Origin of the sequence: Brevibacillus ginsengisoli (assembly GCF_050113715.1) — a bacterium.
Taxonomy (GTDB): domain Bacteria; phylum Bacillota; class Bacilli; order Brevibacillales; family Brevibacillaceae; genus Brevibacillus_H; species Brevibacillus_H ginsengisoli.
Genome location: NZ_JBNJQR010000001.1, coordinates 199,410 through 225,641 on the forward strand (window position 1 = coordinate 199,410; position 26,232 = coordinate 225,641).

Genomic DNA, 26,232 nt, shown 5'->3' on the forward strand with positions numbered 1-26,232 from the left:
GTAAATGCTTGACGTGAGCGAAGTGATTACTGACCCTGATTTTGCGCAGACGTTTATTGTCCATCGAAAGTCTGATACTTGGTCATCTGGCCGTACAGTTTCGTCAGAAGTATCGCTTTCAATGATCGGGATTGTGACTGTGGCTGACGCCGATACATTGGAGCAGTTACCAGAGGGTGACCGTGTGACGGGGATGATGTGCTTCTACTCTACTCAGGAACTTTTTAGGACTCGTGAGCAGGGAACGTCCGATGAAATTGAATGGCGCGGAGAGAGATATCGGGTGAAGAAAGTTTTTCCTTATGGTGACTACGGATATTACAAAGCGGTTGGCGATCGAATGGCAGGTGATTAGATGGCTGATTCTGTGCTTACACTCCGGGAGATAGAAGATATCTTTTGGAATTGCACGATTAGAAACTTAGGGCTTGACCCTGTAGCAAAGGAAAGTCAAAAACGCGTTCGTATTGGGTACCCGGCAGAAGGCGCTCCAGCTTGGAAGCGTACTGAGAACGTCGGGTTCATTCTTGTCACGCCGGTTGATGATCCAATCTCACAACAAGTCGAGATGTCTTATAAAAAGACCAGTGAGACGACGGCAGATCACATCAGTAGCTATACCCGCGTTATTCAGGTGTCGTGGACGTTCTACGGTCCAAGTAGTTTCGATGATGCTGACAAAGTGAGAGCCGGCTTATACAGAAATCCAATACTTTTCTCTCCATTGAATCTGGTAACGAGTGTTCCCTCTCCGTTTCGGCTACCAGAGTTATTCGGTGGGCAATGGTGGGAAAGAACATCATTCAGCGCACGATTCAACGAAAAGGTCGTCCGCAGATCCACAGTCAACTACATCGAATCAGCTGATGTACAAATTGTTCCAAACAGATAAGAAAGGCAGGTGTTTTTCTTGGCACAATCTCTTGATGACATCGTTAAGGTAAACGTCACGGTATCGCCAATGTCGGTAAGTGCTGGTTCGTTCAATATCGGTCTGATTGTTGGGAAGTCTACATTGATTCCTGTTAAAGAACGTGTAAGGGTTTATTCCAGCACGACCGACATGCTATCAGATAAGTGGAAAGTTAATGATGAAGAATACAAGGCGGCACAGATTTACTTCAGCCAGATTCCACGGCCATCTAAACTTGTAGTCGGCAGGTGGGACGGAGCTGGATCGGAGACAGCAGATGCGGCAGTAGCCGCATGTCGTGCAGCAAATAATGATTGGTATTCCTCTTATGTGGTTAACGCCACGAGTGCTGATATTGCAGCCGTTGCAGCGGCAGTAGAATCCATGATTCCAACATCCGCCTATTTCTACACAACAAATGATGATGCAGTAAAAACCGGAGCCACTGGAAACATCATGGAGACACTGAAGAATGCGGGCTATAAACATACAGGTGGACTCTATAGTACGACTCCACACGCGGCGGTGGCCTTAATGGGGTACGCAATGGGAGCGAACACCGGATTAACAAACTCGGCATACACATTGGCGTACAAAACGTTAGTTGGGGTAGATCCCGAACCTCTTTCCACAACTGAGGCACAGAAAATCCTAAGTATGAATGGAAACGTTTATACAAAGTACGGTAACAACTATAAACTGCTTGTTCAAGGCACGATGGCAGACGGGACACATTTCGACGAGGTATTAAATTTGGACATGCTCACTGCGGAGATTCAAATCGGAGCGACTAATGCTTTGGTTATATCAAAAAAAATCCCGCAAACAGAAGACGGTAACTCACTTTTGTTGAGTGCTATCGAGGAACAATGCGAGAAATCTGTCCGCCGTGGTGCGATCGCTCCAGGAGTATGGAAAGCATCTCCCATTTTGTCTCTGCAAACAGGCGACATGCTTTCAAAAGGATACTTGGTATTGTCCGGAAGGATCGCAGACCAATCACAGGATGATCGGGATGCCAGAAAAGCACCATCTATCTATGTACCTGTCAAGTTAGCAGGGGCTATTGAGCATGCCGTGATCGGTGTAGCCGTCAATCGATAAGAAGGGAGGAATCACTAGTGTCGTATACAACGTACAGCTTTGCAGACGTATCAACGGTCATCAGCCATCCAGCTGTTGGACAATTCGTAGCTACCGGGGCCGGATTGGGTACCATTTCTATTTCCATGTCCACAGATCGATCATCCCACGATGTTTCTGCTGATGGTTCCGTGATGGTTTCTAAAATCATGGGGAGAAACGGGAATCTTACGCTTTCCGCACAGCAAACATCTGACCTGCATAAGTGGTTGCTGAAACTGTATAACTATCTTGAGAAAGCCCCTACTTCAGAATGGGCGGCCATTAAGGTAACAGTTCGGGCTCCCACTATGCAGGATCTGATCCGCGCTACAGGAGTGTCTATTCAAAAGCTCCCAGACAAGCCGTACCAAGCACAAGGTCAACAGGTTTCTTGGGTACTGATGGCAGCAGATATTGACCAAGCAGTAGCTTAAATACCAATCATTCATGGAGCCAAAGAAGGCTCTTTTTTAATGTGAGGAGGAACTGAGATGCAACAAGCAGTGAAGTATAAGGACGTTGAAATCAATGGCCGGACTTTCCGTATTCGGAAGTTTCCGGCCCGGGTTGGTTCTTTTATGATCATCAAATTGACCAAAATCTTGGCTCCTATGTTTGCAGGATTCAAGCCTAATTTGAAAGCGAAATCTGTTGATGAAATCAACGTCGATTACATCAATATTGAAGGTGTAATGGAACAACTCGGGAAAATCTCAGAAGAAGATTTCAACTACATCCAGGAACAAGCTCTATGCGTTTGCTATGAATCCCTGCCAGGTGGTCATGCACCAGTATTAAATCCGAATGGAACATTTGGTGTGGAAGGCTTGGAGGACGACACTGTAACAGTAATGGCGCTAACCGTCCATTCGTTGATTTTTAATCTGACAAGTTTTTTTCAAGGGAACGGGTTGGGTGGTCTGGTAACGGGCCTGATTTCATCCCGGTAAGGTTGCCGAATGTCGATGAATTTTTATTCGGACCTGTTCTCGGCGGACTTTGGACGCACAGGGATGTGGTAGACGATGTGTTTGACATTGACGACTTACTGGACGCTCATGAAATCATGGAGGTTCGGGCTGAAAACGCACTCAGGGCGAAAGAGGCTGCCAAGCAGCAACAAGAAAGGGGGATGCCGATATGATTGATGTGATTAAGGAGTACTTGGTTTCATTGGGCATGTCAGTTGATAAGAAGTCTTTTGATGAGGCCAACAAGACGATGCAAACTCTTGAAAAAGGGGTAAAAAGCTCCGCGGGATCGATTGTAAAAAGTTTTACTATCGCTGGCGCGGCAATGGCGAGTGCAATGGTCACGGCAACCATTGGCATTGCCTCTTTTCTTGGTAGTTTGGCAAAGGCTGATCTTGAAAACGAGAAGTTCGCTCGTAGAATGTGGATGTCCAAGGAAACAGCAACGGAACTGAACAACACACTGAAAGCCATGAATGCCACTGTGGAGGACCTGTATCTTAGCCCGGAATTGCTGAGAAACTTCCAGCAACTCCGCTCCACGATTGCTGAGATGAAACCTCCGCCTGAGTTTCAACAACAGATGAAGACTATCCGATCAATCACCTTAGAGTTCCAACGTATGAGGTTGGAAATGACCTACGGCTTACAATGGATTGGCTTCTATCTTTTTAAGTACCTAGAAGGCCCAATCAAAAACATTAAGGGCGGGTTACAAGGATTTAATGATTCAATCACAAAGAGTATGCCTCACTGGACGAAAAATGTTGCCCAGTTCCTGAGTTGGATAGGACGGCTAGGTATAGCAATGGTAAAAGGCGGCAGGGATGTTTTAAGAATATTCGATGAACTGGCTGACCATATACCCCAAAAGCTGAAAGTGATTGGGATAGCTGTAGCTGCATTAGGCCTTATCATCAAATCGGGTCCAATAGGAGTTGCAATGACGCTTATCACCAGCCTGTTACTCTTGCTCGATGACTTCTACACTTATCTTGAGGGTGGCGAGAGTGCGCTTGCCCCGATGTGGAAAAAATTGCAGGGGTTTTACAACCTGCTGAAAGATACAGGTGTGATAAAGCGATTCGGAAACGCCATTGATGGCGCTGCTCGAACTGCTGAAGAAGGTTTAGAGAAAGTATGGAACTGGCTTGTCAGTCTATACAATAAATTTGAAGATAACGGCTCTATTGAGAACTTTGGAAAAGGCATTGAAACAAACTTTGGAACAGCGATTCAAATGGTCAAAGACTTTGGTTCATGGGTGGAAAAGGTCTTTGACAAGCTCAACTCGGATGGTACACTATCCGGCCTTGAAGATTCTTTCGTAAGCCTTGGTAAGGAAATAGCTGAAGACTATAAGTCACTTGCGGAGTTTATCCAAAAAATATATGGGTTGGAAGAAACGAAAGAACTGCTACAATGGATTGGCGATTTTTTCTCTGGAACTTTAAAAGTTGCACTCGAATCACTTAAATTTAGTATCGATAACATGGTAAACGGAATTAAGATGGCAAAAGCGTTACTATCCGGGGATGATGAGGCGCTAAACAAGGCATGGGAAGAAAGAAAAGAGTTAACTAGTCAAACGTTTGACAAAGTTAAAGGCGGTTTGAATTCTTTATTCGGAGACGCACCCGAGCCAGCTCCCGCTAATACAACTGAATCCAGTAAACAAACAGACAAGCTGAATACCTCAGTAAATAACCTTCCAAAAGGAATGGAACCGTCCTTTAAAAAAGCGTTGAACGAGTCGGAGGTCGTTAAGGGATTTCGTGGGTTCAACCAGGATATGAACAAGGGATTCAATCTGCTTGCGATGGCTATTAATCCCGATGTGTTCCAGCAATATCAAGATATGAGTACTGGTAATCTTCCAAACAGTTACATGTACACAACGAACGCAACTTCAAATCAGACAGTCATAAAAAATGAAAACAAACCAGTGTTTTATATTAGCAGTACGGATCCAAAGAATGCAGCTCAAGAAGTTGAACAACGCTGGTCTGGTATGAATATTCGCTCTGTTCGCGGTGTATATGGATAAGGAGGAATAGCTTATGGGATTGAATCCAATACTCGATTTAACGAATCCACAGATTTCTTCCCTTGTCTATCTGAAAACAAACATTGGCGGCTGGTTTTTCGATGCGATTCTACGCTCGACTCATACCAGCCGCTTAAATATTACTCAACACCCTGTTCAAACAGGCGCAGCAGTGACTGATCATGCATTCCTACAACCGAAAGAACTAACTATGGAAATAGGTATGTCTGACGTTGCTAAGGGGCTTATCCCGGGGCAGTTTACGGGTGGGTGGAGTCGTTCTGTACAAGCCTTTAAGGTTTTGCAGGAGTTACAAGCCTTGCGTGTCCCACTTCAGGTACACACAAGGCTTGGGTTGTATCAAAACATGCTCATTGAGGAGTTATCAGCACCTGACGACTTCACAACGCTTTATGCTTTACGCTGTACAGTTACCTTGCGTGAAATAATCGTCGCACAAGTAAGGACAGTTAAGGTAAGTTCAAAGCCTGCTGTGACTGATCGGGCGAAACGGGGGAAGCAGGAGCCTCAAAGTGCAAATGTGAGTGATTTAGAACAAATACGCAGGAAAATGTCAGGAGGATGAAAAAATGTCATCTATATTGTTGCCTATTACTCCTGAGATGAATCAATCTTTTACATGTACACTACCAGTTGATGATAAGAATATCAGCTTGGAATTTTCTCTGACATACAATTCACCGGGAGGCTACTGGTTTATGTCAATCGCTGACCATGATACAGGTACATTGCTAATTGATGCGCTACCATTGTTGTCTGGAGAGTATCCATCAGCGAATCTCTTAGGACAATATAGCTACCTTGGTATAGGCAGCGCCGTCCTAATTTCTAAATCAGGTGACAATTCGATGCCAACATTTGAGTCTCTTGGACGTGAACATTTGATTGCTTGGGGAGATAATCTCTAAGCAGATAACTAGAAAATTTCTTTACTCGTCAAAAATCGACAAAAGACCTACTTCAACTGTGGTACCATTTCTCTTAATTAAACTTGGTGGTGAGGTTATGAAAATTAAATGGATTGTTTCAATTATCGCAATAGTAACTATGATTATGATGTCTTTGGGTATAGTAAGCGCGGAAACACCCAATCCTGTAAAACAAAATCAGGTGCAAATACCTGACAGTATTAAAACACTTGATGAGTTGGTAAAATATTTAAAGTCACGAGGCATCATAAAAACAGACAATGACATCTTAAATTATATGAAGAATAACAAGAGCGTAATTCTTAAAGTTAGTCCGAATCTCATTGATTATGGATTCACATTCAGATTATATGTAGAAACTAACACACCAACTCGAGATGACGGTTTAACCAAAATAACACACGATTACGGAATTAAAGAGGCAAAAATATGGGTTGTACCAGTTGTTATTTCAAATAACAGCAATCAAACAATAGAAATTAGCAAAGAAAATTTTGCGTTAGTACCAAAAAACATTCCTGTAGGAAGTGAATTAAACGTACTAGCTATTGAGCCAGAATACATTATGGATGCCTCGAACGGAAATACACTCGGGAAATTCGACTTTCCGTCTAAACGAGAGGTCCACTTAAATGCTGTATTTTATGTGTATCCGACGACAGCCGAGAAAAATGTTAATCTAAGGATATGCGACGGCAAAGATCACACGGATGTGAATATTGCAAAATAATGATTAATTGTATAGGTCTAACTAAAGCGCTCCTAATCGGGGCGTTTTTCTTTTTGTCACAATCAGAAGAGGTGACTACAGACATGGGTGATATTCGTAGCATTGCTATCTATGAAGCTAACTATCAAGGTGTTGACGTGAATATCGTGTTAGCCACACTTGAGGCAGAAACAAACTTTACAAACAAAACTGGCGATAGTGGCAAAGCCTTGGGTCCTGGACAAGTTTGGCCTAGATGGCACACGGATGCTTTTCAATACGCATCAAATCGATATCGCGTAGAATGGCCGTCAACTCTTCAAGAGCAAACAAACCTCGTTTTAAGCAATGACGGACTGGCTACAGCTGCTGCTGTATACGTAATAGGACGAACTTGGAAAGGAGCAAGTTATAACTTCCGCAAGTTTTCCGAGTATTATGTTGGGCCAAAAATCCCTGATTGGGACTATCAGCGTCGCCTGAAGATTTATCAGAAATACGCCGGGGGTGGAGTGGTAACAACAGGGACTGGAATTCCTTCATTTGCACCTGGTGGAGCTGATGCAGGCGGGAGTGGTACACAAGCGCAAAGTATCAACGGCGTTTCCTTTCCATCAACCAATTACGGTATCGTAGCAAACAGCCAAAAATATGGAAATATCCTTTACGGAAGAAAGTATCGTATCTTGGTTGCAAATAAACAAGGAACCGCATTAGACGTTTCGCAACTAAGATGCACCTTTGAAATTCGGAAAATATATGTTGGACAGCCCAATTTTTCTACGGTGACGATATTCAACTTGAATCCTACGACAGAGAACAAACTCATCAATGAAGGAGATACAGTTATTGTAGAAGCTGGTTATGAAGGTGAGCAGTACGGCATGATCTTTCGTGGTGATGTTGTTAATGCTATTCGGGGTAAAGATGATGGGGTGACCTATAAGTTATCGTTTTATGCATTGCCGTGTGATCGTGCACTTAATTTAGGTGGATTTGTCAATACCTCGCTCGCGAAAGGACTCACTCAACGTGATGTAGTCAATAATCTGGCTAGTCGTGCTGTTGTCCCAGCAAAACTTGGTTCGATATCAGCAGGACTATCTACGGCCAAGCTGACACGCGGAAAAGTGATATTCGGTAAGGCAGAAGACTATTATCATCAAGTAGCAAAAACTAACAATGCTACTTTTTATACCAATGACGGACAAGTGAATATTTCTCAATTCACTGATCCACCGCCTACGATATTAGATTTATCGCCAGAGTCTGGCTTGATCGGTACGCCGATGCAGAGCGACTACCATATCACTTTTAAATGCTTGCTCAACCCGAAAATAAACATTGGGTCTTGGGTACATATCCAAAACAGCCAGATACAGGCGCAGGCATTTACTCCGGGACAGCCCGCGTACCCTCTTGATTCGGCAGGATTGTACCGAATTATCGAAGTGAGACACCAAGGAGATACTCATGGGGATCAATGGTACACAGAGTGTGTGGCATTAACACAAGCAGGCGGTGTGATCCCAGGCATTATGGCTAGTCCAAGTACTTATCCGAAGTGAGGTGGTATGAGTGGGCGTTACAATAAACGAAAGGTTAAAAGGTAATGATGCGGAATTTCATCGAGAGTTCGCAGATAAAATATTTAGCACGATGCGGGTAAGTATTCCTGGTATTATTCAGTCATTCGACTCGATCACGCAGACAGCCACGGTACAAGTAGCTATTAGGGAGCATGTCCGACAACCAGATATGACTAGGGAGTGGACAGAGATTCCTTTACTACAAGATGTCCCGGTCGTATTTCCAAGAGGCGGTGGATATGTTCTAACGTTTCCGATTAGCCAAGGCGACGAATGTCTCGTTGTGTTTGCAGACATGTGTATTGACGCTTGGTTCAGTGTGGGAGGGATACAGAACCAGATTGAAATGAGACGTCACGACCTATCTGACGCAATCGCCATTCCGGGTTTATGGAGCCAGCCTAAACAATTGAAAGACTTCTCGACCAAGCATGTGGAACTGCGGAATGAGAACCGAAGCGAGTTCATTCGCATTAAAGAGGGCGCAATTGACCTTGTGTCCCCTTCCGTCCGTGTGAATGGCGTAAACATCACAAATCAGGATAACTATGACAAGTGGATAACAGGAGGAGGGAGAGTAGATAGATGATCTATCGACAGTTAGATGGTGGAGACTACTCTATGGGCAAGCCATTCCTTTCAAAGTCTGCTGCTGTAGGCCAAGCAATATACACGCGTTTGAAGCTTCTATTAGAGGAATGGTGGGAACAAGCTGACGACGGACTTCCTCTCTTCCAAAATATCCTTGGATCAAGAGGACATCAAGATAGTCTAAATGCTATTGATCTATTGATCCAAGCAAGAATCATTGAAACTCCTGATGTATCGCAGATAACAAATTTCCAAAGTTCTTATGATAACCGGACGTATTCATTTCAGTGCAATGTGGATACGACATTCGGTGAGACAATTCCAATATCAATGACTTTCTAAGGAGGTGTACAGGACAAGATGGCTTATTTCGCACCGTACATCGATGAAACAGGATTCCACATGCCATCATATAACGATATCCGTGACGATCTTATCAGCCAAGCAAAGCAGATTTTCGGACAAGACATCTATCTTGGGAATGATAGCCAGGATTATCAGTACATCTCGGCCTTTGCTAATAAGATTTATGATGCTTTTCTAACTTGTCAGGCGGTTTACAACAGTAGAGGACCATCGGCGGCAGTCGGCGTAGGATTGGATGCTATTGTAGGAATCAATGGTATTAAACGACTTGTAAAAAGGTCTTCGAACGCATCAGTAGTGCTGTCGGGTACTCCAGGGGCGATCATCACAAATGGCGTTGCTTCGGATACGTCCGGGTATCAATGGGTTTTGCCTTCTCCTTTAACGATAGGCACTGATGGTACTGTTACCGCAATTGCTACGTGCCTAACTCCCGGACCCATCCAAGCGTCTTCCAATACGATCACAGGGATTGTCACTCCAACACTAGGATGGACGGGTATAACGAATCCACAGCCTGCCGTGGCAGGGAACGACACTGAATCAGATCATGCGTTACGTTCCCGTCAATCAATCAGTACGGCCAATCCTAGTCAAACTATCTTAGAAGGGGTACGCGGGGCCGTTGCCTCAGTAAGTGGCATTACGCGATATAGCGTTGATGAAAATGACACGGATACACCAAATTCAAAAGGGCAACCTCCACACTCTATTACGGTGGTTGCGGAGGGCGGCACTGATCAAGATATCGCACAAGCGATTTTTGCCCGAAAAGGACTAGGATGTTACTCCAACGGCACGACAACAGTAACTGTATCAGATAAGTATGGAAAACCTACTCCAATTCGATTTTACCGACCTACCTATGTAGATATTGTTGTAGTGGTATCTGTAAAGAAACTGGCCGGGTACACCACACAAACAACAAGCGATATCCAAAGTTATGTTTCCGACTTTATCAACAGCCTTGCCATTGGCAATAGCAGTTTGGTTCTGTCTAGTTTATGGGGTGCTGCTCTACAAGCAAACAAAGTAATGACAAGTCCTTACTTCTCAATTACCGCTGTAACAGCAGCACGATTAGGAAGTGTACAAGGAACGGCAGATATTCCTCTCTCATTCAATGAAGCAGCTCGTGGTTCAGTGGCAAATGTCACTGTCAACGTTGTAGGTTAATAAGGGGGATGAAGTTATGTCTATTACTCCATATCTTAACCTGATCACCTCGCAACACAGCGATAAACCGAAGTACATGGCCTGGCTAACCGCTGTTCTGGAGAAGGGAGATGCAGCGGTTACAGTAGTGAACAACATTCCTAGCGCTTTTGATGTGGAGAATGCAGTTGGAGTTCAACTGGATACCCAAGGCGAGCTGATTGGCAGGTCAAGGTACCTGCCTTTTCAATTAGCTGATGGAACGTCTCCGGTTTTGGACGACTCCAACTACCGTGTGGCCCTGAAAGCGAAAATAGCCCAGAATCAATGGAATGGTACTATTCCACAAATCTATGACTTGTGGAGTAACCTTTTTCCGAACGCCTTACTAAAGATTCGTGACAATCAAGATATGAGCATGCAGGCAACAATTCGTGGAGAATTAGGGCTGCAAAGTGTGCAATTAGTTACAGTCGGGTATATTCTTCCTAAACCGGCTGGTGTTCGATTGAACATTTCATGGGAGTCGGAATTGTCTCGGACGGATTATGTGGGAATTGCAGTCACAACTAGGGATACCGTCGCAATAAATTGTGCAGCACCTATTTAGATTTCTGAAAAAGGAGGGAAACAGATGGCATTATACGGACAGATGATCGTTACTCAACTCGGAAAAATTCTCTATGCGAAAGCTCAAACCGGAAAGGCACTCACATATACACGCATACGTATTGGTTCTGGTAACTTTTCAGGAGATCCTACGAACTTAACTGATTTGGTACAGCCAATTGGTTACGTACCGATTAATTCGTTATCCGTAACTAATCAAACCGCCCATATCAAAGGAGTTTTTCAAAATTCAGAGATTACCCAAATCACATATTCCTGCGAGATTGGTTTGTATGCCCAAGACCCGGACTATGGAGAGATTTTGTATGCCTACGCTAATGCTGGTAGTAATGGAGATTACATCCCACCAATTGCTGCTGGGCCGTTTTCACGTGAATTCCAACTGAATGTAGCTGTAGGTAATGCCAGTCAAGTCATAGTTAATATCCCTTCAAATGCTTTTGTCACGCAATCTGATTTTATAGCGCACGTAAACGACACAAATCTGCACATGACGAGAAGCGAGATTCAATCAGGATTTTCTACTTTGCAAAATCAAATTGACTTAATTAAAGCCACATTCCCTGACAGTTTTACGCACAACTTGTTCACAGAGGATTTAACAACTTTGGATGCGATTACGCTGACACATGGATATTACAACGCATCGCAAACCAGGCTGGAGGTATAGGAGATATGTGGAAACCTTCGGATAACGACCATTTGCAGAAAGGAGTGAGAGAATGGCAGTTTCAACAGTAGTAAATGCGGCTGCTGATACGTATGGTAACGGTGGGCGTAAATTGGTTCGGTTAAGTAACGGGTGGCTAGTAGCAACTTTATACACTCCACAGGTAAATGCACCGCAAATCTATTTTTATGTATCCAAGGACAATGGATTAACCTTTAGCAGGCTCTGCTGGACAACATTCAGTAGTACAGGAACAACTTTAGTGGGATTTGCTTTAGCATCAAAAGGGACAAATGTTTACTCTATAGCCACATATAGCAACGGATCGGTTAGAAGGCTATTTTTTGATGCGTTAACAGTAACAGACGACAATAAAGCATCTGTTGATTTAGATGCGTCTCAAACATCCTGCGGATCTGGATGCTCACTCGCAATCAACTCCGAAGGAACAGAACTACACGCCGCATGGTCATCGAAAAACTCCACGTACCCCAACTCGTTCAACATCCGTTATGCAAAAGGGACAATTGATGCAAACGGTAGTGTAACATGGGGTAGTGCAGAACAAGTTACTACAAGTAATGCTACTGGTACTAACAATAATAATCCATGTATTGTTTATACTAGTAGTCGCCCTGTAATTTTAGTTGAAATGGCAAACACAAACACGCCTATCTATCAAATGACTGCATACTATAAAAATGGTAGTTCGTGGACACAAACTTCTTCTTATTTAGCTAATGTTGCTCAAGTACAAGCAAATCCATGCGCTGTCGTAGACGGTAACGGCGTGATTCATGTGGTCTGGCATGGAGCAGATTCTATTTATACTTCTATTTACAATGTTCGTTATTCATCGTCTGTCGATGGCGGTCAAACTTGGTCAACTATATTCAACGTATCCGCAAACACTATGTATTCGCAATACAACCCTTCTTTATCTGTTGATAAAAAGAACAATGTTTATGTTTTTTGGGAGGGTAGATATAACACATCCTCGATTGTCAACGACATAAGATTAAGAAGCAAAACTAGTTCCGGAACTTGGTCAACTACCACAAACTTGACTAGCCAGCCTAACGGTGGAGGATCAGCGATCAATCCCAGTTCGATGGAAAAGGAAATTAACGGACTAATCGGATGGGTATGGAAAGATTCACAAACGTCATCAGTAAAATTCGACTTTATCCTGCTGAATCAAGCACCAACGCTCACACTAACCAATCCTTCCAATAATCTCGTATTATCAGAAGGAAACAGCTACAGCGTGCAGGGATCGGCTACTGATTTAGACAACGGAAATGTAGTGACAATCAAGTACAAAATCAATAACGGTGCAACCAGGGCGTTGAATTCCGGAGTTTCTAACGGGAGCACGCCTATTTCTTTTGCCAAAAGTCTCACGTATCACGACAAGCGCCTATGGGACGGCACTACGGATGTTGTAGGTGTTGATCTTGCCGAGGGCACAAATCACACATTATATGTGTGGGCAGAGGACGATCAAGGCGGGGTATCCATCCAGGTCACGCGTACATTTACTGTTATTTGGAATCGACCACCAACTATCAGCGGAGCAGATGAAAATTTGGGTACAATCAGCGCGTCACCGAGCAAAACATACTCCGTAACCGATCCAGAAGGCAATTCATTTACGATTACAGAGTACCTTGACGGTGAAGTACTTCGGACATTTGCAGGAGAAGCAGGTAAACAGTATACCGTAACTATTCCGCAAGATAAGTGGATCAGGACTCCGCTGGCTACACACACACTAAAGGTGCGTGCAACGGACAACAGCGGAATGTACTCAGATCGTGTTTATACTTTTGTTCGAACAGACAACAGCATTGTTTTCCAACTCACCCAACCATTTTCGAACGATGCAAAGGCGAACAGGGTCTTGTTTACAATGGATTCAGTGATTCCGACCGGAGCGACATTGAAGGTAGAAACCTGTAACAATGCCTATGATGCAAGCCCAACGTGGGAGGATATCACATCTAAAGTGTTGGCAGGACGCGGGCATACTTTCGCCAATACGACTAAAACGGCTACGAAATGGGCCATCAACATTCGGGTAACCATCCAAAAAGGAACTGCTACTCAACCAGTGATTATCAATGGATTCGGAGGTGCTTTTGACTAATGGATATCAAGAATCCAATGAGCATTTCTCAAATTAATCTTAATAAGGAGATGCAGGGGGTTAGTCCCGAACTGGTTGCAGCCTATGAGGCCATTGCTTTACTATCATCCGAAGTAGATACCTTAAAGGCTGAAATAGCATCATTGAAAGGAGGTGTAAAATGATGGTGAAAAAGTATATGATTCCTGTTTATGGTCTTCTTGTTAAATCTGGTAGTTGGGTAATTGAACCGACTGGAGAAGAAGGAGAAAAAGTGGTTCCAGAGGCGTACCGTCTTTCTGTAGCTGAATATCTAGCTGAACAAGTATTATAAACGCCTTTTCTCAAGACGAGAGAGGCGTTTTCTCATAGGAGGGCTACGGCTCTCCTTTTACTTTTGCCCTTAAGGGGGTGAGGAGGACGATGAACACATGGAACGATTTGCAAAAGCTATCCTGAGCCTAGAAACATTAGGTAAGCCTTCAAATGGTCTGGCAGCATTGATAGGAGCAACAATAGCACCGTTCCTAGACACAGCGGTGCAAAGCGGTAAGTTTTGGGCTTACCTCTTTATGGCTTCAATTATCGCGGGTGATTGGTTAGCAGGAACTTCAGCAGCAAAGAAAAACGAAACTTACGCAAGTGAATATGGCTTGGCTGGTGTATTTCGAACACTGCTTCTAGGCTGGATACCGATCATTGGTTTTTTATTGGATAAGGTCACATTTATGGTTTTTCAAGTCGCTCAACCGGGCATCTTCTACTACGCACTCACTCTCGGCATTGCTTACCACAGTTGGGAGAGCATGACCGCTAACGCTTACCGAGCTGGTTGGAAACGATGGATTCCAAAAAAGATTGTTGACTACGTGTCCTCGGAGATAAAAGCAAAGGCAGAACGTTCGCTACGTCAGAAAGGGGATAAGTAAAATGATGACACTACTTGAAATTTTGAAACAGTATCGTGTAACTAGTGATTATGGTCCTCGTATTGATCCTATTACCGGAAAGCCAGGCGCCATCCATTCTGGTGTGGATTTAGTCGGTAAAGAGGTAAATGACCCTATCGAATCGTTTACTGAAGGAGATGTCATTTATTCCAATGACACTCATCCAGGTACTGGCCTAGGTAACTATGGCTGGGTTGTGCTTGTGAAAGACCGTAACGGCATGGTCCATCTATATGCCCATTTACAAAAACAATCACTTAAAGTTAATGTTGGCGATCACGTCGTAACAGGACAGCATCTGGGCATTATGGGATCAACAGGGCGATCAACAGGTAAACACCTTCATTATGAGGTCAGGACAACAGACCATCCAAGCTGGGGATGCGGTTTGCATACCAATCCGTTGAGATATCTCGAAAAATTGTGTAAAGATTCCTGGACTTACTACAACGGTCAAGGCCGCCAGGACAAGTGCAACGAGGTACATCAAACCGCTGAATATATCCGGTCTATGATCGCGTAGTCGAAGCCCTCTATCAGATTAATTTCTGGTAGGGGGCTTTTTCTATTTTTTGGATGGTAGTATGATAGAGTCATATGAAAGGAGCGGTGTTATGAGTAGTTACGGTGAAGGTGGTTCGCCATTTTTGGGGCCGATTGACACAGGTTTACATGACGGTGGTGTGTGGAAATGTTACGATGCCGGCCCTGGACACAAGCTCGACGGTGGCCCAGGTTGGAAGTGCAATGATTTTGTCCCTGGTCATAAATTAGACGTAGTTCCAAGATGGGGAAAAGACATAGGCCCAGGACACAAGCTTGATTCTGGACCAAGATGGGGGCCAGGCGAAACAGGATATCTAGAAAATGGGTCAAGACCCACTTCACAATTTGACGGGACTCCACGATGGAACTTCCAAGACGCGCCAGAAGAAACAAATGTGGTGATGTTTGGTCCTGGCGAGACAAGCATTCACGAATTTGGCCCACCGGATGGGTGGGGAAGTGTTGCATTTGATGAAATTGGGCCAAGGTGGGATAAGTTGAACTTTGGTCCTCCAGAAGGAAATAACCCAATTAAACAAGGCCCACCAGAAAACGGCTCTCAACTCCACTGATCAAGTGGAGTTTTTTTTATTTGCACGTTCCCATCTCGTTCGTATATAATACAAACAAACGTTCGTAAAAATGTGAAAGGAAGCGAACAAGATGAGACTGGAACGATACATCAATCAAGCAATTGAGATCATATATCTGGACCGTCACGGGAACATAAGTAAGCGTACTGTCAGGCCACTTGAGGTAAAAGATAACCGACTAAAGGCATATTGTCTAACCAGCAAGTCACCGCGTGTTTTTCTACTTGAGAACATCCTTGCTGTACATCCGGTGGTGAATCATCATGCTATCTGATATCGAACGAAAAGTCTTGCGTGTGATCGGTAATTACACATCAATCCGATGGCGAACACCGACTATCGGTGAATTGTGCATCAAGACGGGGCGCGACCGTGGAGGTATAATGACTGTCCTTGAGGTATTGAACAAAGAAAAATACATCGTGTGGAACCGAACAGAACCTGATAAAATTGATCTTTTGGAAGCATGGGAACGAAAGGAGAGCAAACCATGGCATCTAAGATAGATGATCCGTTAATCAGCCGTTTTATGCTGCCTGAGCATGTAAAGGCACTTTTGGAACTTCAAGAGGATAAGAAACTCACTCTGCAGCCTGTTCTTGAAGATGACGAGTTGCAATCATTTCAGTATCAGATTATGGATGCGGCACGCAACGATTACGCGATTACAGTTACATGGTGGGTGGCAAAGAAGGAGAATCTTGGATTAACGTGTACCTTTTGGGGTGCCGTCAAATGGATCGATCAACAGGCAAGAAGGATCAAGCTTGTGAATGATGAGGATATACAGTTGATTTCAATGGATAATATCGTGAGGATAGAAACAAAATAAACAAACCTCCAAGTCGAAAGCTACCTGAATTTTTGTCCAGGTAGCTCATTTTGTTCACCGATATTTGTCTAAATAGCTTGATTCGTACATAAACCCAAGTCCACCTCTTATCATGTACTGTTTCAGATGTTCCCTGAACTTTGGATCAGATAATGCCAGCTCGACTATGAACGCCTGGGCGCTGCCAGCTGATCTATTCCTCTTTGACTTTCCGAAGAAAATCTGGTTCCGAAAATCTATGTTATCAGCAGCTCTCAAAATGTTTCCGTAAGTGACCAACGAATGCGTTGACGTTACGCGCGGCAAATCCGTAAAAGTCTCCCCGAAATCCATGCCCCTTCCCCTTTCGCTTATCGATTGGAAATCGTCTGAATTTCACCTTGATTTCAAAACATCATTCAGCACACTACACACTAGGAGGCCACTCCAAAGAGGTGGAGGATAGACAGATCATCTGTAAAACACATCCCCGCGCTTTAAGTCACCGCGTAACGCCTTACGCACCATGTCTTGATCGGCGAAGTTGACACTCCGTCCTGAGTCAACTTCAATCGTATGTAGCTGCCCATTTGAGACAGAGACAACACGGTACCCGCCAGTCATCGATTGAACGGGCGGACTGTAAAAGAACTGTGTCGCCCATAGTAAAAACCCAAATACAAAGAAAATCAGTATCCCCAACCCACCCCTCTTAAGAAGCTTATCACCGTCAAGTGGTTCTGCTTCTTCCTCGTCGTCATCCCATTCTTCGTAATAATCGTCGCGGTAACGAGCGGGCTTGCGTTCCTCTCGGTAATAATTCCGTTTACGCCCCATCTCCGACACCTCCAGCAGATTCATAAATGCACTTGTCACCCACTAGTCGCGGCTTCACTCTGTATTGCGAATCCTTGTTATACATTTGCTGGATGTACTCGACGATGTTCGGGTTGTTAAGACATATTTTGAGCATCCTGTTGGCCATTGTCGTCGGTTGCATACCGCATGATACAGATAGCTTTGAAAGCTTTTCCTTGGTGTCAACGTCCGGGGTGAGCCCAATTCTTTTCCCGATCATTCCAATCACCTCATTTCTGTGACTGAGTGAGTTTGTCACTCGTTTGATACTAGTAATGAGGCATTGGTTGTCCAAAATTACACTTTTTTCTCCACAAAAGTTTTAAATTTTCACCTCTTGTCCAAACTGGGTGTTGAGGTGATTAAATGTTCGGGTTAGGAAAGAAAAGAAGTAAGCTAGGAAGGTATCTTGATAAGAGGGGAATTAAGCAACAGTGGCTTGCTGATGTAGCCAAGCTGAATAAGAAAACGGTGAGTCAGCTAGCTTCAGAAGAAGAGTATATACCAACAGGAAATACGATGAAGAAGGTATTACAGGCCATTAGAAAGATCGATCCGAATGTTAAACAGGATGATTTCTGGACGATGTAACAACAAAATAAAATGATAAAAACAGAAGACCATCAACCTTTTTGATTAGATGGTCTCCTTGTGGTGTTACATATTACCACGTTAGAATTAAATCATAATAGGGTATATCACAAAATAGAATGGATTAAACTTGCGGGAAAGTTCGGTACAGACCGAACTTCTGGCGACGAGTAGCGAACTACTCGTGCCTACTCTTTGCTCGGTATCCATTCGTACAATTCGTCAATCATACATCCTAATGCTTTGGCGATATTACGAGCCGTAGTTAATGACATTATCACATTGCCATTGGCATATTCAGATATCTGAGATTTTGGTTTACCGAGTTTGTCTGCTAGATCTTGTTGGCTCATTTTTCTAGCTCTAAGCAGTCTCTTGAGTAGGCATCTTCCAGCTATTTCAGCCATAGATGCCTCCCAAAATATTTTATTACAATCAGCATACCACGACTAACATCACGGGGGATACAGCATGTTTAAGTTGCGGATTTTGCATATAGAGGATCAACCAGGCCACAAAAAATATATCGGAGACCTTCTTTCGGGTTTAGGTGTTTTTTACGGAACAGCAAAAAACCTAACCGAAACCAGACAGCAACTGAAAACTGATCAATACAACTCCATGCTAATCGATTATAACCTTGGCGAAGAAATTAATGGTATTGAGTTGTATCATACAGTAGCTGCCGAAGGCTACGACTATCCAGCGCTGATAGTAACTGGGTACGAGTATTTGATTGAAGATACAGAGATTGATGGTGAGAAACTAGTAGGTCTGATAAGGAAACTCGGCCTAACTCAAAAGGAATTAAAAAAGGGATTACAACTACTTAAATCGACTTTAGTTAAGAGAGGATTGGTCGGAATATGGATACCGGCAATTAATGAGACAATCGAATATATTCATGTTTCGGACGTATACAGTATACAACGGATCAGAAGACAAATATTTATCTACACGCATAATAGAGTATACGAAACCAGTGTATCACTAAAAGTCTATGCTCAATTCCTGGCGGAGAATGGCTGCAACTTTTTTCAATGCCGCAGTAATACAATAGTCAATCTGGATAAGTATTTGTCCTATAACTTAGTCACTATGGAGCTAACCCTTCAACCGGATGGCACAGGAAAACAAATGGTGGTAAGGGTATCAGATGATCATAAAAAAGAATGGATGAACACCTACAATTCGCTTGCAACCGAAAATCCGTCAATACAAAACGTTCCGCAAAATTCGACATAATTTTCCATATAATTTAGGCGTTTAGAATTCTAAACGCGTTGAAAACACCAACTTAGGATAAGAAACAGGCGTTTATTTTTCTAAACGCCTGTTTCGAGTGGGTTATCCAGTGAATTATCAGAGTAGTAAAAAATGCCCATGTTATTATATCCTCAGACCTAATTTAGACACAGGAGAGGATATGAAATGTTGATGCATGAAACAAAACAAATTGATATCAAGCTTCAGGAAATTGAAGTCAAGTGCCTTCCAAAATGGCTTGAGCCGAGTATCGAAAGGAGAACAGATAAAATTTTTAATGATCTATGTGACGAGCGTCACGGATTTTATAACAAGTTTATTAATTCGATTAAATCAACTAATATAGAAAACGATTTGATTTTTGATCTTGAAAATATATTTATTCTGATGGCTAGACAAGCTATTGATATTTCTTACAGAAGTGGTCTTTCGGACATGAATGAACTCAAAAAATAGATGGAAAGAGTGCAGTTAGCAGGCTTACGTTATATATATAACTGCACTCTTTTTATTGCGGAAATTTTGTTCTTCGATGAACAAAAGGATCGCCTTTGGCCTGAATATAAGTGGCTGTCCACGGAACACCGGAAGCACTTTGGTAGAAGAGACCATTGTCGTGCGCTACGTAATGTTCACCCAAGCCAGCTTCTTGCATTTGCTCGGGGGTAGCATCTTTGATCAGCTTGTAAACAATTTATAAAATGCTACAGAAGAGAAAGCCCGATTTTACCTAATTAGAGTCATAGTTGTGAGAGGATACTATAATTAACGATTAAGCGTAAGTTGCTCTTCCACTGATTCTGCCGTCGCTACCGTAACTTGCCCGTTCATCAGAAGCGGGAGGAGAAAGTCGCGCAGGGCCGTGAGTTCGCGTGTCTGCATTTCATATTTGAAAATAAGCCGATCCATAGGTGCGACTTTATCTTCATATGCCTTTATAACAGAGACCTCTGGTTTGCAAACAGGCAGTTCATAAAGCATTTCTTTCGTTACGGCTCCGAAGGTTGTACCGTTTCCGCTCATGGTATTAAGGCGTTCGCTAACACCTTGAATAACCTGATTTAGATATGCGTTAGCGCCGATTTTGCTTCTGAGCGCGGAAAGACCACGACCAACACAACACTTCTCATAAGCAATGTTTGTCTTACCTACCGGAGCGCGAACACTCAATAGTATATCGCCTTGTTCCGCTATGCGAGAAGGCTTGTTAGTATAAACCCTTGATGTAGGAAAACGGTGCCCAAAATCCGTACAACCTTGGAAGAAAATCATTCCATCTCCTTCCGTGTTGTAACTAATTCCTTTGGGGGATTGACCCATTATGATATATGCAATATCAGACAAGGCACCATGAGTCCACCCCTTCGGAATCTCCCGCTTCAACTGCGCATTGTATTCCATCGCGCCGCCAGAGGATCGGTATGGTTTGCCATTCTCATCAGGGAATTCAAACTGTGTAAACCAGTAATCATAGAGCAATTTAGCCGTATTTTCGAGCTCAGCGATGATGGCTTTGTTGAGAGATACTTTATGGTCGATATTCTCAAGGGTTCTCGATATTCTTTTCTGAATCTTTATATCGTCGGGTATCCAAACAGCTACGTCATAGATTCGTTCTGGTGAAGTATGCTTAACCTTAGATCCAGAAGCTGTACGGCGGATTTGTTGACGTACTAAGTCAGTCATAAACAGATAATAAATGTACATTTTTTCAGAGAGCGTTTCATTCCAAGAAATAAGTCCAATTCGCTGGTTGTGGAGGAAAGTACCGCTTTCGGGCACAATAGCGGTACTTCCCAGTAAGCCTTCAGCCTGCTGAGTCATTGCTACAATTAAGTCTCCTTCGGAGCAGAGATACTCTTCTGGAAAGTCAGCGTCATAGTATTTTTCTTTACCTGGTGTGTGCTTAAATCCCCCTGCTTCAAAAAAGTTTCCAGGGGTTAAAACGATATACTTGCCTTCATTAGTAAAGTGTTCCCCCAAAAATGGAAAACCGTGCTTTATTCGAACGAAATCGCCAATCTTACGCTTCGTCAACATAGAATAGTCCATCCAATCCGCTGAGTATATCCTTTTCAAGCTTTCTGCCTTCGTTAAATAACTCAGTGAGCCTCGTCTTGCTCTCGTTTATTCTCCAAGAAAACTCTTCGGAGGAAATATTCACGTAATCAATACTCACATCAAAATATGCGCCCGGATTGAAAGTGTATCCCGCTTCCTTTATGTCAGCGAACGATTTGACGACACTAAAGTCATCAACTACTGCTTGACCGTTTACAGCATCGATAATACGCTGCTCCTCTTCTATCGACAGGAGCATTTTCTGATTCTTGCCGTCTTTGATTTTCGTGCCAAGATTGGAGGCATCTACGAGGACGCACTTTCCAGACTTGTTCGTCTTATCTATAAATATAATCGACACATTTGTTCCGGTGGTGGCGAAGATGTTACTCGGCATTGAGACAACCGCGCGCAACCACCCCTTATCGACAAGCCGCATACGTATTTTGTTCGCGATACTTGTCGCCTTGCCTTTGCCCTCAGTCAGGAATCCGGTCGGAACGACGACAGCCGCCTTGCCCTTACTGTTAAGGGACGAAATGATATGCTGAATGAACAAGAGGTAGATCGCCATCTTGTCCTTCTCCTTATTTGGGATTTTCGGCACTCCCGCAAAAAAACGCGCATTCAGCTTTTTCGTTTCTTCGGTTTCACCTTCCTGCACGGTATGATGGCTTGCGTCCACACGGTCGCGCCAGTCGGAGAAATCAAGCTTAAACGGAGGATTACTGACGATGTAATCAAATCCGTCCTTCGGCTCACGCTTGATGATGTGAAATGGCTCAGTCATGGTGTTTCCTTGCACCACGTTGAGTAGTGAATGGGCAAGGTTGTTGAGAATCAGGTTCATACGCAGAAGAGTTGAGGATTTCTGGCTGATGTCCTGGGAATAGATGGTGCAGCGATCTTCGCCGATCTGGTGTGCAAGGCTCATGAGCAAGGAACCCGTTCCAGCGCTAGGATCGTAGCACTTAACGTTGGACACCTCATCACTAACTAGTATCTCGGACATTATCCGAGCCACTGCGTGGGGCGTGTAATACTCGGCGTATTTGCCACCGCCGTCCTTGTTGTAATCCTTGATAAGGTATTCGAAGATTGTGGCGAAGAAGTCATATTTCTCGTGGAAGATCTCGCCGAAGTTGCAATGGAATAGCTTATTTACGATGGCACGGCAAAAGCCGTCGCGCTTGGCTTCCTCCACCACATACTGACTGACGCCGCTGAAAAGCCTGACTTTTTCACCGCCGGATGTGCCAACCGAAAAGATGTCCGCATTCAAGGACGCTACCGAGCGCATGGTGTCGTCAAACAGTTTTGCAAACTCGGGGACGTTTTGGCTGTTGAAGAGATTAGATATATAGTGCTCGCGGTTTAACTGCGCCACACTAGCGGGCAACTCTAACAGGAGAAGATCATATTCATCATCGGGCAAAGCCTTCAATAGCTCCTCGAGGTTCGTGGCACTCTGATACTTGGCATTCAGATTGCGAACCTCAAAGAAGAATTTGTCGTTCATGAACTTGTATAGGAACACCTCGGTGATGATTTTATATTCGTTGCCATCGTTTCCCAATCCGTGATTTGCGCAGATGGCCTTCAAGTCGTCTACAAGCTGTTTCGTTTTATCTTTGATGGTCAAGTTCACTAAACTGCCCAACTCCTATATTCTTCGAAGTATTCATTGGCGATGAGATAGCCAATTTGTTTGGTAGTGGTCGCATCGGTTTTGAGTTTTAAGCCACCGAAGTTACTGATGACCAACCGCATCAAGTCTTTCTCGAAAAACGCTTCGTGTTTGATGAGCGCGGCTTGATGGAGAAGGTTTTCGTCGGTTTTCTTTTTTATTCCGAGCAACGCCTGATTAATGGCGACCATGCGGTTACTCCAATCGGGGTAGTCCAACTCAACAAGACGTTTATGCACACGGGCAAACTTCTGGTCGCCTTGGTATTTGTCAGCCAGCATTCTGTCACGGCGGTTCTGTTCGCTGATTCGCTCAAAAATCGACCGCAGGATTTTAATGTCGTTATCCAGTTCTTCCGGCGTGGGCGTTTCGGTCAGCTTCTTCTTTTTGAACAGACGTTCCAATTCCTCATAAAGGGTAACATAAACAGGGTCTTTGTGATCGAAGTTTTGCTGCATCGCCTCACGGGTTTTGCGGACTTGCTCTTTGTAATCTTCTACCAAGCCGAGGGGCAGTTCTCGCTCGCTCACCTTTCGGAAGGAGAATACGATTTCCTCAAGTGCCATATTGAGAATGTTTGAGTTATCCTCGGCATTTTCCAACGCCTCGCGCTGGTTGATGAGGGCAAGACGATTGTTTACCTCTGTCAGCAAATTGTTCAGCTTTTTAAAGTCAAGCTTGTCGGCTAGTTCATCATGACCGTAGGTACGGATTAGGTTGCCGAGCACCTTTGCATTTTCCAAAGCCCGTTTCAGTTCGAGAATTTCGGTGCGGTCATTAATATCGCTGATCTGCTCGCTGAACCGTTCAGCATTCTGTATATCGTAATAGAATAACTTTTCTTGTATCTGCCCGATCTCTGCTTCAATTTCTTCCGCAGTTTTAAATAACGTGCTGTACTGTTGCCATTCGTCGCCGATTTCCTCTTCAAATTCCTTGAAGTAGGCAGCGTTGGTTTTGTCAAACTCGCGGCTGATGTCGGCGAAGTCCACCACAAAGCCATATCTGAAGTCTTTGTAGGGACGGTTTACCCGCGTCAGCGTTTGGAGCAGATTGTGATCTTTGACAACGCGATTTAAGTAGAGCTTCTTCAATCGCTTGGCGTCGAAGCCCGTCAAAAGCATATTGTAGACGATGAGCAGGTCGATGTTGCCGAGCTTGAACTCATCTCGGTTGTTGCGGCGTGTTTCTTTGTCGTCCACATCGTGCAGGATCAGCGATGTTTTTATATCCGGATATTTTTCGACTATGATCCGGAACAATTCTTTCGCCTGTTCGCTAGTGTCGCAAACGACCATGCCTCCGATAGACGCGTCACCAAGTTTCATGCGGCTGGCAATGAAGTCGTTGATGATATATTCGGCGAGTGGCTCCACAAAGCGGTGGTGGGCATAAATCTCACCTTTTTTGACAGAGCCGAGAGCAACCTCCAACTGTTCGAGGATTTCTTTGAGCCTTGCCTTATAGGTGGTTTCGATTCCTTCCCGGATCAGGCGCAGCGTATAGCCATCCTGAATGGAGCGGCTGTAAAAATATTTGTGCATATACTCGCCGAACACATCTTTGCTGTTGAAGCGCAGCGGTTTGCCGTAGGCGTCCTTGAGCATCTGGTTCAGGAGCGGTGTCCCGGTCAAGCCGATGATGATCGCATTCGGGTCGCTCTCGTACAGGTTGGCAAGAAAGCTGCCGTGCGGGTTGTAGCTGCGATGAACCTCATCGATGAAGTAAACGCGCTGGACATTTATATCATAGTCGCTTTGCTTGACAACCTTGGAATCTGTGCTGAATTTTTGAATATTGACAACCGTTATCTCGGGCGTTCCTTCGGGATTTTCTATCGCGCCTTGCGCAGTGATGTGGCCAACAAATTCATCTTTACTGTTGGCGATGTTCACCCGCAACCCCCGGTTTTCAAACTCGTCGCGAGCTTGGGTCATCAGGTCGAGCCTGTCCACAATGAAATAGAACTTTGGCACCGTTTTACGCTTTTGGAAATAGTCCATCAGGTAGGCGACATTGAAGTACGCAAGGGCGGTTTTGCCGCTGCCCTGTGTGTGCCAAATAATGCCCTTGCGTACACCCTCATCGAGTTTCCGGGCGATAGCCAGCGTTGCAAACAGTTGCGGGTACCGCATGACATGCTTCTCTAAGCCATTCTTCTCGGTTGTATATACGATGCCATATTGCAGTATGGTCTGCAAACGTTCCCTACTGAGCAATGACGATAGAATACGGTTTGTAGGCTTATACGGCGACTTATTGGTGATGTACTCTTCCGAGTACTTAATCTGCGGCAGGTTATTGTCACTCAGGATAAAATCTTCAGTCGCGTCGTCAGACGGTACAAAGCGGTCAAATATCTCTGGGACTTCCTCTCTGAAGCAATTGAAACTGGCTTCCTTCGCCGCGACAGAAGCATAGAACGCTCCCTGAATCGGCACGGTCGAATCAGCATCATATTCCATATTGTTGGAGAAAATCATGAACTGTGTTGCGCCAATAAACCGCCGGAACTTTTTGTTCTGGAAGCGACTGTTTATTCGGTTTCGCTCGGCAAGGATACCGTCGCGATTGTTGGGTTTCTTTACCTCAATGAACACCAACGGCATACCGTTGATCAGAACGGTAATGTCAGGGCGAAACTCATCCTCGCCATTTTTGCAGGTAAGCTCCGTGCAAACATGAAAGCTGTTGTTGTTGAAGTCCTCAAAGTCAATCAGGCGTACACCTGACTTGGTTATAATGCGCTTATAAAAGGCGCGTCCCAGATCGTTATAGTCCAGCAGATCGGACATCTCTGAAAGCAAGGCTTGGGGATTGACATCTGCTCCGGGATTGAGTCGTTGAACACTTGCAGCGAAGATTTCATGGAAGATGTTAGTGTCGGTATCCCGAACGGCATGCTTCAGAGACACATACTCGTATCCGAGACGTGTCAAATGGAGCAAAGCCGGGATTTTTACGCGAGTATTCTCGTTAAAAGCCACCCAAGCTCCTCCTCCCTAAATGCTCTTCAAGTCCGCTG

The 26,232-nt window shown here is 44.2% G+C and carries 33 protein-coding genes and 1 pseudogene; 27 read left to right on the top strand and 7 right to left on the bottom strand.

What is annotated here, in order from left to right:
- The first annotated feature begins 4 nt into the window (after positions 1–4).
- From ACQCN2_RS01075 to ACQCN2_RS01190, 24 genes are all read left to right on the top strand, one after another.
- On the top strand, positions 5–355 hold the full coding sequence (locus tag ACQCN2_RS01075) for a hypothetical protein (RefSeq protein WP_426927033.1): 351 nt from the start codon (positions 5–7) through the stop codon (positions 353–355).
- The gene (locus ACQCN2_RS01080) at positions 356–892 is read left to right on the top strand and encodes a phage neck terminator protein (protein ID WP_426927034.1); all 537 of its coding nucleotides are present in this window, start codon (positions 356–358) and stop codon (positions 890–892) included.
- Positions 893–910: 18 nt separating this feature from the next.
- Positions 911–2,017 carry a DUF3383 family protein gene (locus tag ACQCN2_RS01085; RefSeq protein WP_426927035.1) on the top strand — a complete coding sequence of 369 codons (1,107 nt, stop codon included), beginning with the start codon at positions 911–913 and terminating at the stop codon, positions 2,015–2,017.
- 17 nt (positions 2,018–2,034) lie between these two features.
- Complete coding sequence (locus ACQCN2_RS01090; protein WP_426927036.1) at positions 2,035–2,472, top strand: tail tube family protein; 438 nt, start codon at positions 2,035–2,037, stop codon at positions 2,470–2,472.
- A gap of 57 nt (positions 2,473–2,529) precedes the next feature.
- A complete protein-coding gene (locus ACQCN2_RS01095; RefSeq protein WP_426927037.1) occupies positions 2,530–2,988 on the top strand; it encodes a phage tail assembly chaperone in 459 nt (152 codons plus the stop codon).
- Between the two features lie 190 nt (positions 2,989–3,178).
- Positions 3,179–5,056, top strand: a complete 1,878-nt coding sequence (locus tag ACQCN2_RS01100) for a hypothetical protein (RefSeq protein ID WP_426927038.1) — start codon at positions 3,179–3,181, stop codon at positions 5,054–5,056.
- Positions 5,057–5,069: 13 nt separating this feature from the next.
- Positions 5,070–5,642: a phage baseplate protein gene (locus ACQCN2_RS01105; protein WP_426927039.1), complete on the top strand. Its 573-nt coding sequence runs from the start codon at positions 5,070–5,072 to the stop codon at positions 5,640–5,642.
- A gap of 4 nt (positions 5,643–5,646) precedes the next feature.
- Positions 5,647–5,985: a phage baseplate plug family protein gene (locus ACQCN2_RS01110; protein WP_426927040.1), complete on the top strand. Its 339-nt coding sequence runs from the start codon at positions 5,647–5,649 to the stop codon at positions 5,983–5,985.
- A 97-nt stretch (positions 5,986–6,082) separates the two neighbouring features.
- Positions 6,083–6,736, top strand: coding sequence for a hypothetical protein (locus ACQCN2_RS01115; protein WP_426927041.1), 654 nt, complete (start codon positions 6,083–6,085; stop codon positions 6,734–6,736).
- Between the two features lie 83 nt (positions 6,737–6,819).
- Positions 6,820–8,283 carry a phage protein gene (locus tag ACQCN2_RS01120; RefSeq protein WP_426927042.1) on the top strand — a complete coding sequence of 488 codons (1,464 nt, stop codon included), beginning with the start codon at positions 6,820–6,822 and terminating at the stop codon, positions 8,281–8,283.
- Between the two features lie 10 nt (positions 8,284–8,293).
- Positions 8,294–8,893, top strand: a complete 600-nt coding sequence (locus tag ACQCN2_RS01125; protein WP_426927043.1) for a Gp138 family membrane-puncturing spike protein — start codon at positions 8,294–8,296, stop codon at positions 8,891–8,893.
- Complete coding sequence (locus ACQCN2_RS01130; RefSeq protein ID WP_426927044.1) at positions 8,890–9,237, top strand: contractile injection system sheath initiator; 348 nt, start codon at positions 8,890–8,892, stop codon at positions 9,235–9,237. Before ACQCN2_RS01125 ends, ACQCN2_RS01130 begins: the two co-directional genes overlap by 4 nt.
- Positions 9,238–9,297: 60 nt before the next feature.
- A complete protein-coding gene (locus tag ACQCN2_RS01135; RefSeq protein WP_426927045.1) occupies positions 9,298–10,437 on the top strand; it encodes a baseplate J/gp47 family protein in 1,140 nt (379 codons plus the stop codon).
- 16 nt (positions 10,438–10,453) lie between these two features.
- Positions 10,454–11,026 (top strand): baseplate wedge 1 family protein, encoded by a 573-nt coding sequence (locus tag ACQCN2_RS01140; RefSeq protein ID WP_426927046.1) that lies wholly within the window; start codon positions 10,454–10,456, stop codon positions 11,024–11,026.
- Between the two features lie 24 nt (positions 11,027–11,050).
- The gene (locus ACQCN2_RS01145) at positions 11,051–11,716 is read left to right on the top strand and encodes a hypothetical protein (protein ID WP_426927047.1); all 666 of its coding nucleotides are present in this window, start codon (positions 11,051–11,053) and stop codon (positions 11,714–11,716) included.
- Between the two features lie 52 nt (positions 11,717–11,768).
- Positions 11,769–13,865 carry an Ig-like domain-containing protein gene (locus ACQCN2_RS01150; protein WP_426927048.1) on the top strand — a complete coding sequence of 699 codons (2,097 nt, stop codon included), beginning with the start codon at positions 11,769–11,771 and terminating at the stop codon, positions 13,863–13,865.
- Positions 13,865–14,029 (top strand): hypothetical protein, encoded by a 165-nt coding sequence (locus tag ACQCN2_RS01155; protein ID WP_426927049.1) that lies wholly within the window; start codon positions 13,865–13,867, stop codon positions 14,027–14,029. The genes ACQCN2_RS01150 and ACQCN2_RS01155 overlap by 1 nt, the downstream gene beginning before the upstream one ends.
- The gene (locus ACQCN2_RS01160) at positions 14,026–14,178 is read left to right on the top strand and encodes a CD1375 family protein (RefSeq protein ID WP_426927050.1); all 153 of its coding nucleotides are present in this window, start codon (positions 14,026–14,028) and stop codon (positions 14,176–14,178) included. Before ACQCN2_RS01155 ends, ACQCN2_RS01160 begins: the two co-directional genes overlap by 4 nt.
- A gap of 97 nt (positions 14,179–14,275) precedes the next feature.
- The gene (locus ACQCN2_RS01165) at positions 14,276–14,773 is read left to right on the top strand and encodes a phage holin family protein (RefSeq protein WP_426927051.1); all 498 of its coding nucleotides are present in this window, start codon (positions 14,276–14,278) and stop codon (positions 14,771–14,773) included.
- 1 nt (position 14,774) lies between these two features.
- Positions 14,775–15,317, top strand: a complete 543-nt coding sequence (locus tag ACQCN2_RS01170) for a M23 family metallopeptidase (protein ID WP_426927052.1) — start codon at positions 14,775–14,777, stop codon at positions 15,315–15,317.
- A 91-nt stretch (positions 15,318–15,408) separates the two neighbouring features.
- Positions 15,409–15,912: a hypothetical protein gene (locus ACQCN2_RS01175; RefSeq protein WP_426927053.1), complete on the top strand. Its 504-nt coding sequence runs from the start codon at positions 15,409–15,411 to the stop codon at positions 15,910–15,912.
- 91 nt (positions 15,913–16,003) lie between these two features.
- The gene (locus ACQCN2_RS01180) at positions 16,004–16,207 is read left to right on the top strand and encodes a WYL domain-containing protein (RefSeq protein WP_426927054.1); all 204 of its coding nucleotides are present in this window, start codon (positions 16,004–16,006) and stop codon (positions 16,205–16,207) included.
- Positions 16,197–16,439, top strand: a complete 243-nt coding sequence (locus ACQCN2_RS01185; RefSeq protein ID WP_426927055.1) for a LexA family transcriptional regulator — start codon at positions 16,197–16,199, stop codon at positions 16,437–16,439. Before ACQCN2_RS01180 ends, ACQCN2_RS01185 begins: the two co-directional genes overlap by 11 nt.
- Positions 16,424–16,765 carry a YolD-like family protein gene (locus ACQCN2_RS01190; RefSeq protein ID WP_426927056.1) on the top strand — a complete coding sequence of 114 codons (342 nt, stop codon included), beginning with the start codon at positions 16,424–16,426 and terminating at the stop codon, positions 16,763–16,765. The genes ACQCN2_RS01185 and ACQCN2_RS01190 overlap by 16 nt, the downstream gene beginning before the upstream one ends.
- Positions 16,766–17,215: 450 nt before the next feature.
- On the opposite strand, the gene ACQCN2_RS01195 is transcribed toward ACQCN2_RS01190, so the two are convergent.
- Positions 17,216–17,581, bottom strand: a complete 366-nt coding sequence (locus ACQCN2_RS01195; RefSeq protein ID WP_426927057.1) for a hypothetical protein — start codon at positions 17,579–17,581, stop codon at positions 17,216–17,218.
- Positions 17,571–17,822: a hypothetical protein gene (locus ACQCN2_RS01200; protein WP_426927058.1), complete on the bottom strand. Its 252-nt coding sequence runs from the start codon at positions 17,820–17,822 to the stop codon at positions 17,571–17,573. The genes ACQCN2_RS01195 and ACQCN2_RS01200 overlap by 11 nt, the downstream gene beginning before the upstream one ends.
- Before the next feature lie 146 nt (positions 17,823–17,968).
- On the opposite strand from ACQCN2_RS01200, the gene ACQCN2_RS01205 reads away from it, so the two are divergent.
- On the top strand, positions 17,969–18,193 hold the full coding sequence (locus ACQCN2_RS01205) for a transcriptional regulator (RefSeq protein ID WP_426927059.1): 225 nt from the start codon (positions 17,969–17,971) through the stop codon (positions 18,191–18,193).
- 188 nt (positions 18,194–18,381) lie between these two features.
- On the opposite strand, the gene ACQCN2_RS01210 is transcribed toward ACQCN2_RS01205, so the two are convergent.
- Positions 18,382–18,600: a helix-turn-helix transcriptional regulator gene (locus tag ACQCN2_RS01210; RefSeq protein WP_426927060.1), complete on the bottom strand. Its 219-nt coding sequence runs from the start codon at positions 18,598–18,600 to the stop codon at positions 18,382–18,384.
- 64 nt (positions 18,601–18,664) lie between these two features.
- Here ACQCN2_RS01210 and ACQCN2_RS01215 point away from each other — a divergent pair, with 64 nt between their 5' ends.
- Both ACQCN2_RS01215 and ACQCN2_RS01220 read left to right on the top strand, forming a co-directional pair.
- Complete coding sequence (locus ACQCN2_RS01215; RefSeq protein WP_426927061.1) at positions 18,665–19,438, top strand: response regulator; 774 nt, start codon at positions 18,665–18,667, stop codon at positions 19,436–19,438.
- 186 nt (positions 19,439–19,624) lie between these two features.
- Positions 19,625–19,915, top strand: a complete 291-nt coding sequence (locus ACQCN2_RS01220; protein ID WP_426927062.1) for a hypothetical protein — start codon at positions 19,625–19,627, stop codon at positions 19,913–19,915.
- Between the two features lie 52 nt (positions 19,916–19,967).
- Here ACQCN2_RS01220 and ACQCN2_RS01225 read toward each other — a convergent pair.
- The 4 genes and pseudogenes from ACQCN2_RS01225 to ACQCN2_RS01240 all read right to left on the bottom strand — a co-directional run.
- A pseudogene (locus ACQCN2_RS01225) lies at positions 19,968–20,153 on the bottom strand (manganese catalase family protein); the annotation flags it as partial.
- A 71-nt stretch (positions 20,154–20,224) separates the two neighbouring features.
- The gene (locus ACQCN2_RS01230; RefSeq protein ID WP_426927063.1) at positions 20,225–21,499 is read right to left on the bottom strand and encodes a restriction endonuclease subunit S; all 1,275 of its coding nucleotides are present in this window, start codon (positions 21,497–21,499) and stop codon (positions 20,225–20,227) included.
- The gene (locus tag ACQCN2_RS01235; protein WP_426927064.1) at positions 21,483–23,168 is read right to left on the bottom strand and encodes an HsdM family class I SAM-dependent methyltransferase; all 1,686 of its coding nucleotides are present in this window, start codon (positions 23,166–23,168) and stop codon (positions 21,483–21,485) included. Before ACQCN2_RS01235 ends, ACQCN2_RS01230 begins: the two co-directional genes overlap by 17 nt.
- The gene (locus tag ACQCN2_RS01240; RefSeq protein ID WP_426927065.1) at positions 23,168–26,194 is read right to left on the bottom strand and encodes a type I restriction endonuclease subunit R; all 3,027 of its coding nucleotides are present in this window, start codon (positions 26,192–26,194) and stop codon (positions 23,168–23,170) included. Before ACQCN2_RS01240 ends, ACQCN2_RS01235 begins: the two co-directional genes overlap by 1 nt.
- Positions 26,195–26,232: the final 38 nt, after the last annotated feature.

Coding starts and splice junctions, on each gene's coding strand:
- ACQCN2_RS01175 (WP_426927053.1), top strand. CDS start 15,409: ATGAGTAGTTACGGTGAAGGTGGTTCGCCATTTTTGGGGCCGATTGAC.
- ACQCN2_RS01120 (WP_426927042.1), top strand. CDS start 6,820: ATGGGTGATATTCGTAGCATTGCTATCTATGAAGCTAACTATCAAGGT.
- ACQCN2_RS01180 (WP_426927054.1), top strand. CDS start 16,004: ATGAGACTGGAACGATACATCAATCAAGCAATTGAGATCATATATCTG.
- ACQCN2_RS01230 (WP_426927063.1), bottom strand. CDS start 21,499: ATGTTGACGAAGCGTAAGATTGGCGATTTCGTTCGAATAAAGCACGGT.
- ACQCN2_RS01200 (WP_426927058.1), bottom strand. CDS start 17,822: ATGATCGGGAAAAGAATTGGGCTCACCCCGGACGTTGACACCAAGGAA.
- ACQCN2_RS01190 (WP_426927056.1), top strand. CDS start 16,424: ATGGCATCTAAGATAGATGATCCGTTAATCAGCCGTTTTATGCTGCCT.
- ACQCN2_RS01110 (WP_426927040.1), top strand. CDS start 5,647: ATGTCATCTATATTGTTGCCTATTACTCCTGAGATGAATCAATCTTTT.
- ACQCN2_RS01140 (WP_426927046.1), top strand. CDS start 10,454: ATGTCTATTACTCCATATCTTAACCTGATCACCTCGCAACACAGCGAT.
- ACQCN2_RS01135 (WP_426927045.1), top strand. CDS start 9,298: ATGCCATCATATAACGATATCCGTGACGATCTTATCAGCCAAGCAAAG.
- ACQCN2_RS01150 (WP_426927048.1), top strand. CDS start 11,769: ATGGCAGTTTCAACAGTAGTAAATGCGGCTGCTGATACGTATGGTAAC.
- ACQCN2_RS01195 (WP_426927057.1), bottom strand. CDS start 17,581: ATGGGGCGTAAACGGAATTATTACCGAGAGGAACGCAAGCCCGCTCGT.
- ACQCN2_RS01095 (WP_426927037.1), top strand. CDS start 2,530: ATGCAACAAGCAGTGAAGTATAAGGACGTTGAAATCAATGGCCGGACT.
- ACQCN2_RS01145 (WP_426927047.1), top strand. CDS start 11,051: ATGGCATTATACGGACAGATGATCGTTACTCAACTCGGAAAAATTCTC.
- ACQCN2_RS01165 (WP_426927051.1), top strand. CDS start 14,276: ATGGAACGATTTGCAAAAGCTATCCTGAGCCTAGAAACATTAGGTAAG.
- ACQCN2_RS01155 (WP_426927049.1), top strand. CDS start 13,865: ATGGATATCAAGAATCCAATGAGCATTTCTCAAATTAATCTTAATAAG.
- ACQCN2_RS01160 (WP_426927050.1), top strand. CDS start 14,026: ATGATGGTGAAAAAGTATATGATTCCTGTTTATGGTCTTCTTGTTAAA.
- ACQCN2_RS01080 (WP_426927034.1), top strand. CDS start 356: ATGGCTGATTCTGTGCTTACACTCCGGGAGATAGAAGATATCTTTTGG.
- ACQCN2_RS01130 (WP_426927044.1), top strand. CDS start 8,890: ATGATCTATCGACAGTTAGATGGTGGAGACTACTCTATGGGCAAGCCA.
- ACQCN2_RS01075 (WP_426927033.1), top strand. CDS start 5: ATGCTTGACGTGAGCGAAGTGATTACTGACCCTGATTTTGCGCAGACG.
- ACQCN2_RS01210 (WP_426927060.1), bottom strand. CDS start 18,600: ATGGCTGAAATAGCTGGAAGATGCCTACTCAAGAGACTGCTTAGAGCT.
- ACQCN2_RS01170 (WP_426927052.1), top strand. CDS start 14,775: ATGATGACACTACTTGAAATTTTGAAACAGTATCGTGTAACTAGTGAT.
- ACQCN2_RS01105 (WP_426927039.1), top strand. CDS start 5,070: ATGGGATTGAATCCAATACTCGATTTAACGAATCCACAGATTTCTTCC.
- ACQCN2_RS01220 (WP_426927062.1), top strand. CDS start 19,625: ATGTTGATGCATGAAACAAAACAAATTGATATCAAGCTTCAGGAAATT.
- ACQCN2_RS01185 (WP_426927055.1), top strand. CDS start 16,197: ATGCTATCTGATATCGAACGAAAAGTCTTGCGTGTGATCGGTAATTAC.
- ACQCN2_RS01205 (WP_426927059.1), top strand. CDS start 17,969: ATGTTCGGGTTAGGAAAGAAAAGAAGTAAGCTAGGAAGGTATCTTGAT.
- ACQCN2_RS01115 (WP_426927041.1), top strand. CDS start 6,083: ATGAAAATTAAATGGATTGTTTCAATTATCGCAATAGTAACTATGATT.
- ACQCN2_RS01100 (WP_426927038.1), top strand. CDS start 3,179: ATGATTGATGTGATTAAGGAGTACTTGGTTTCATTGGGCATGTCAGTT.
- ACQCN2_RS01215 (WP_426927061.1), top strand. CDS start 18,665: ATGTTTAAGTTGCGGATTTTGCATATAGAGGATCAACCAGGCCACAAA.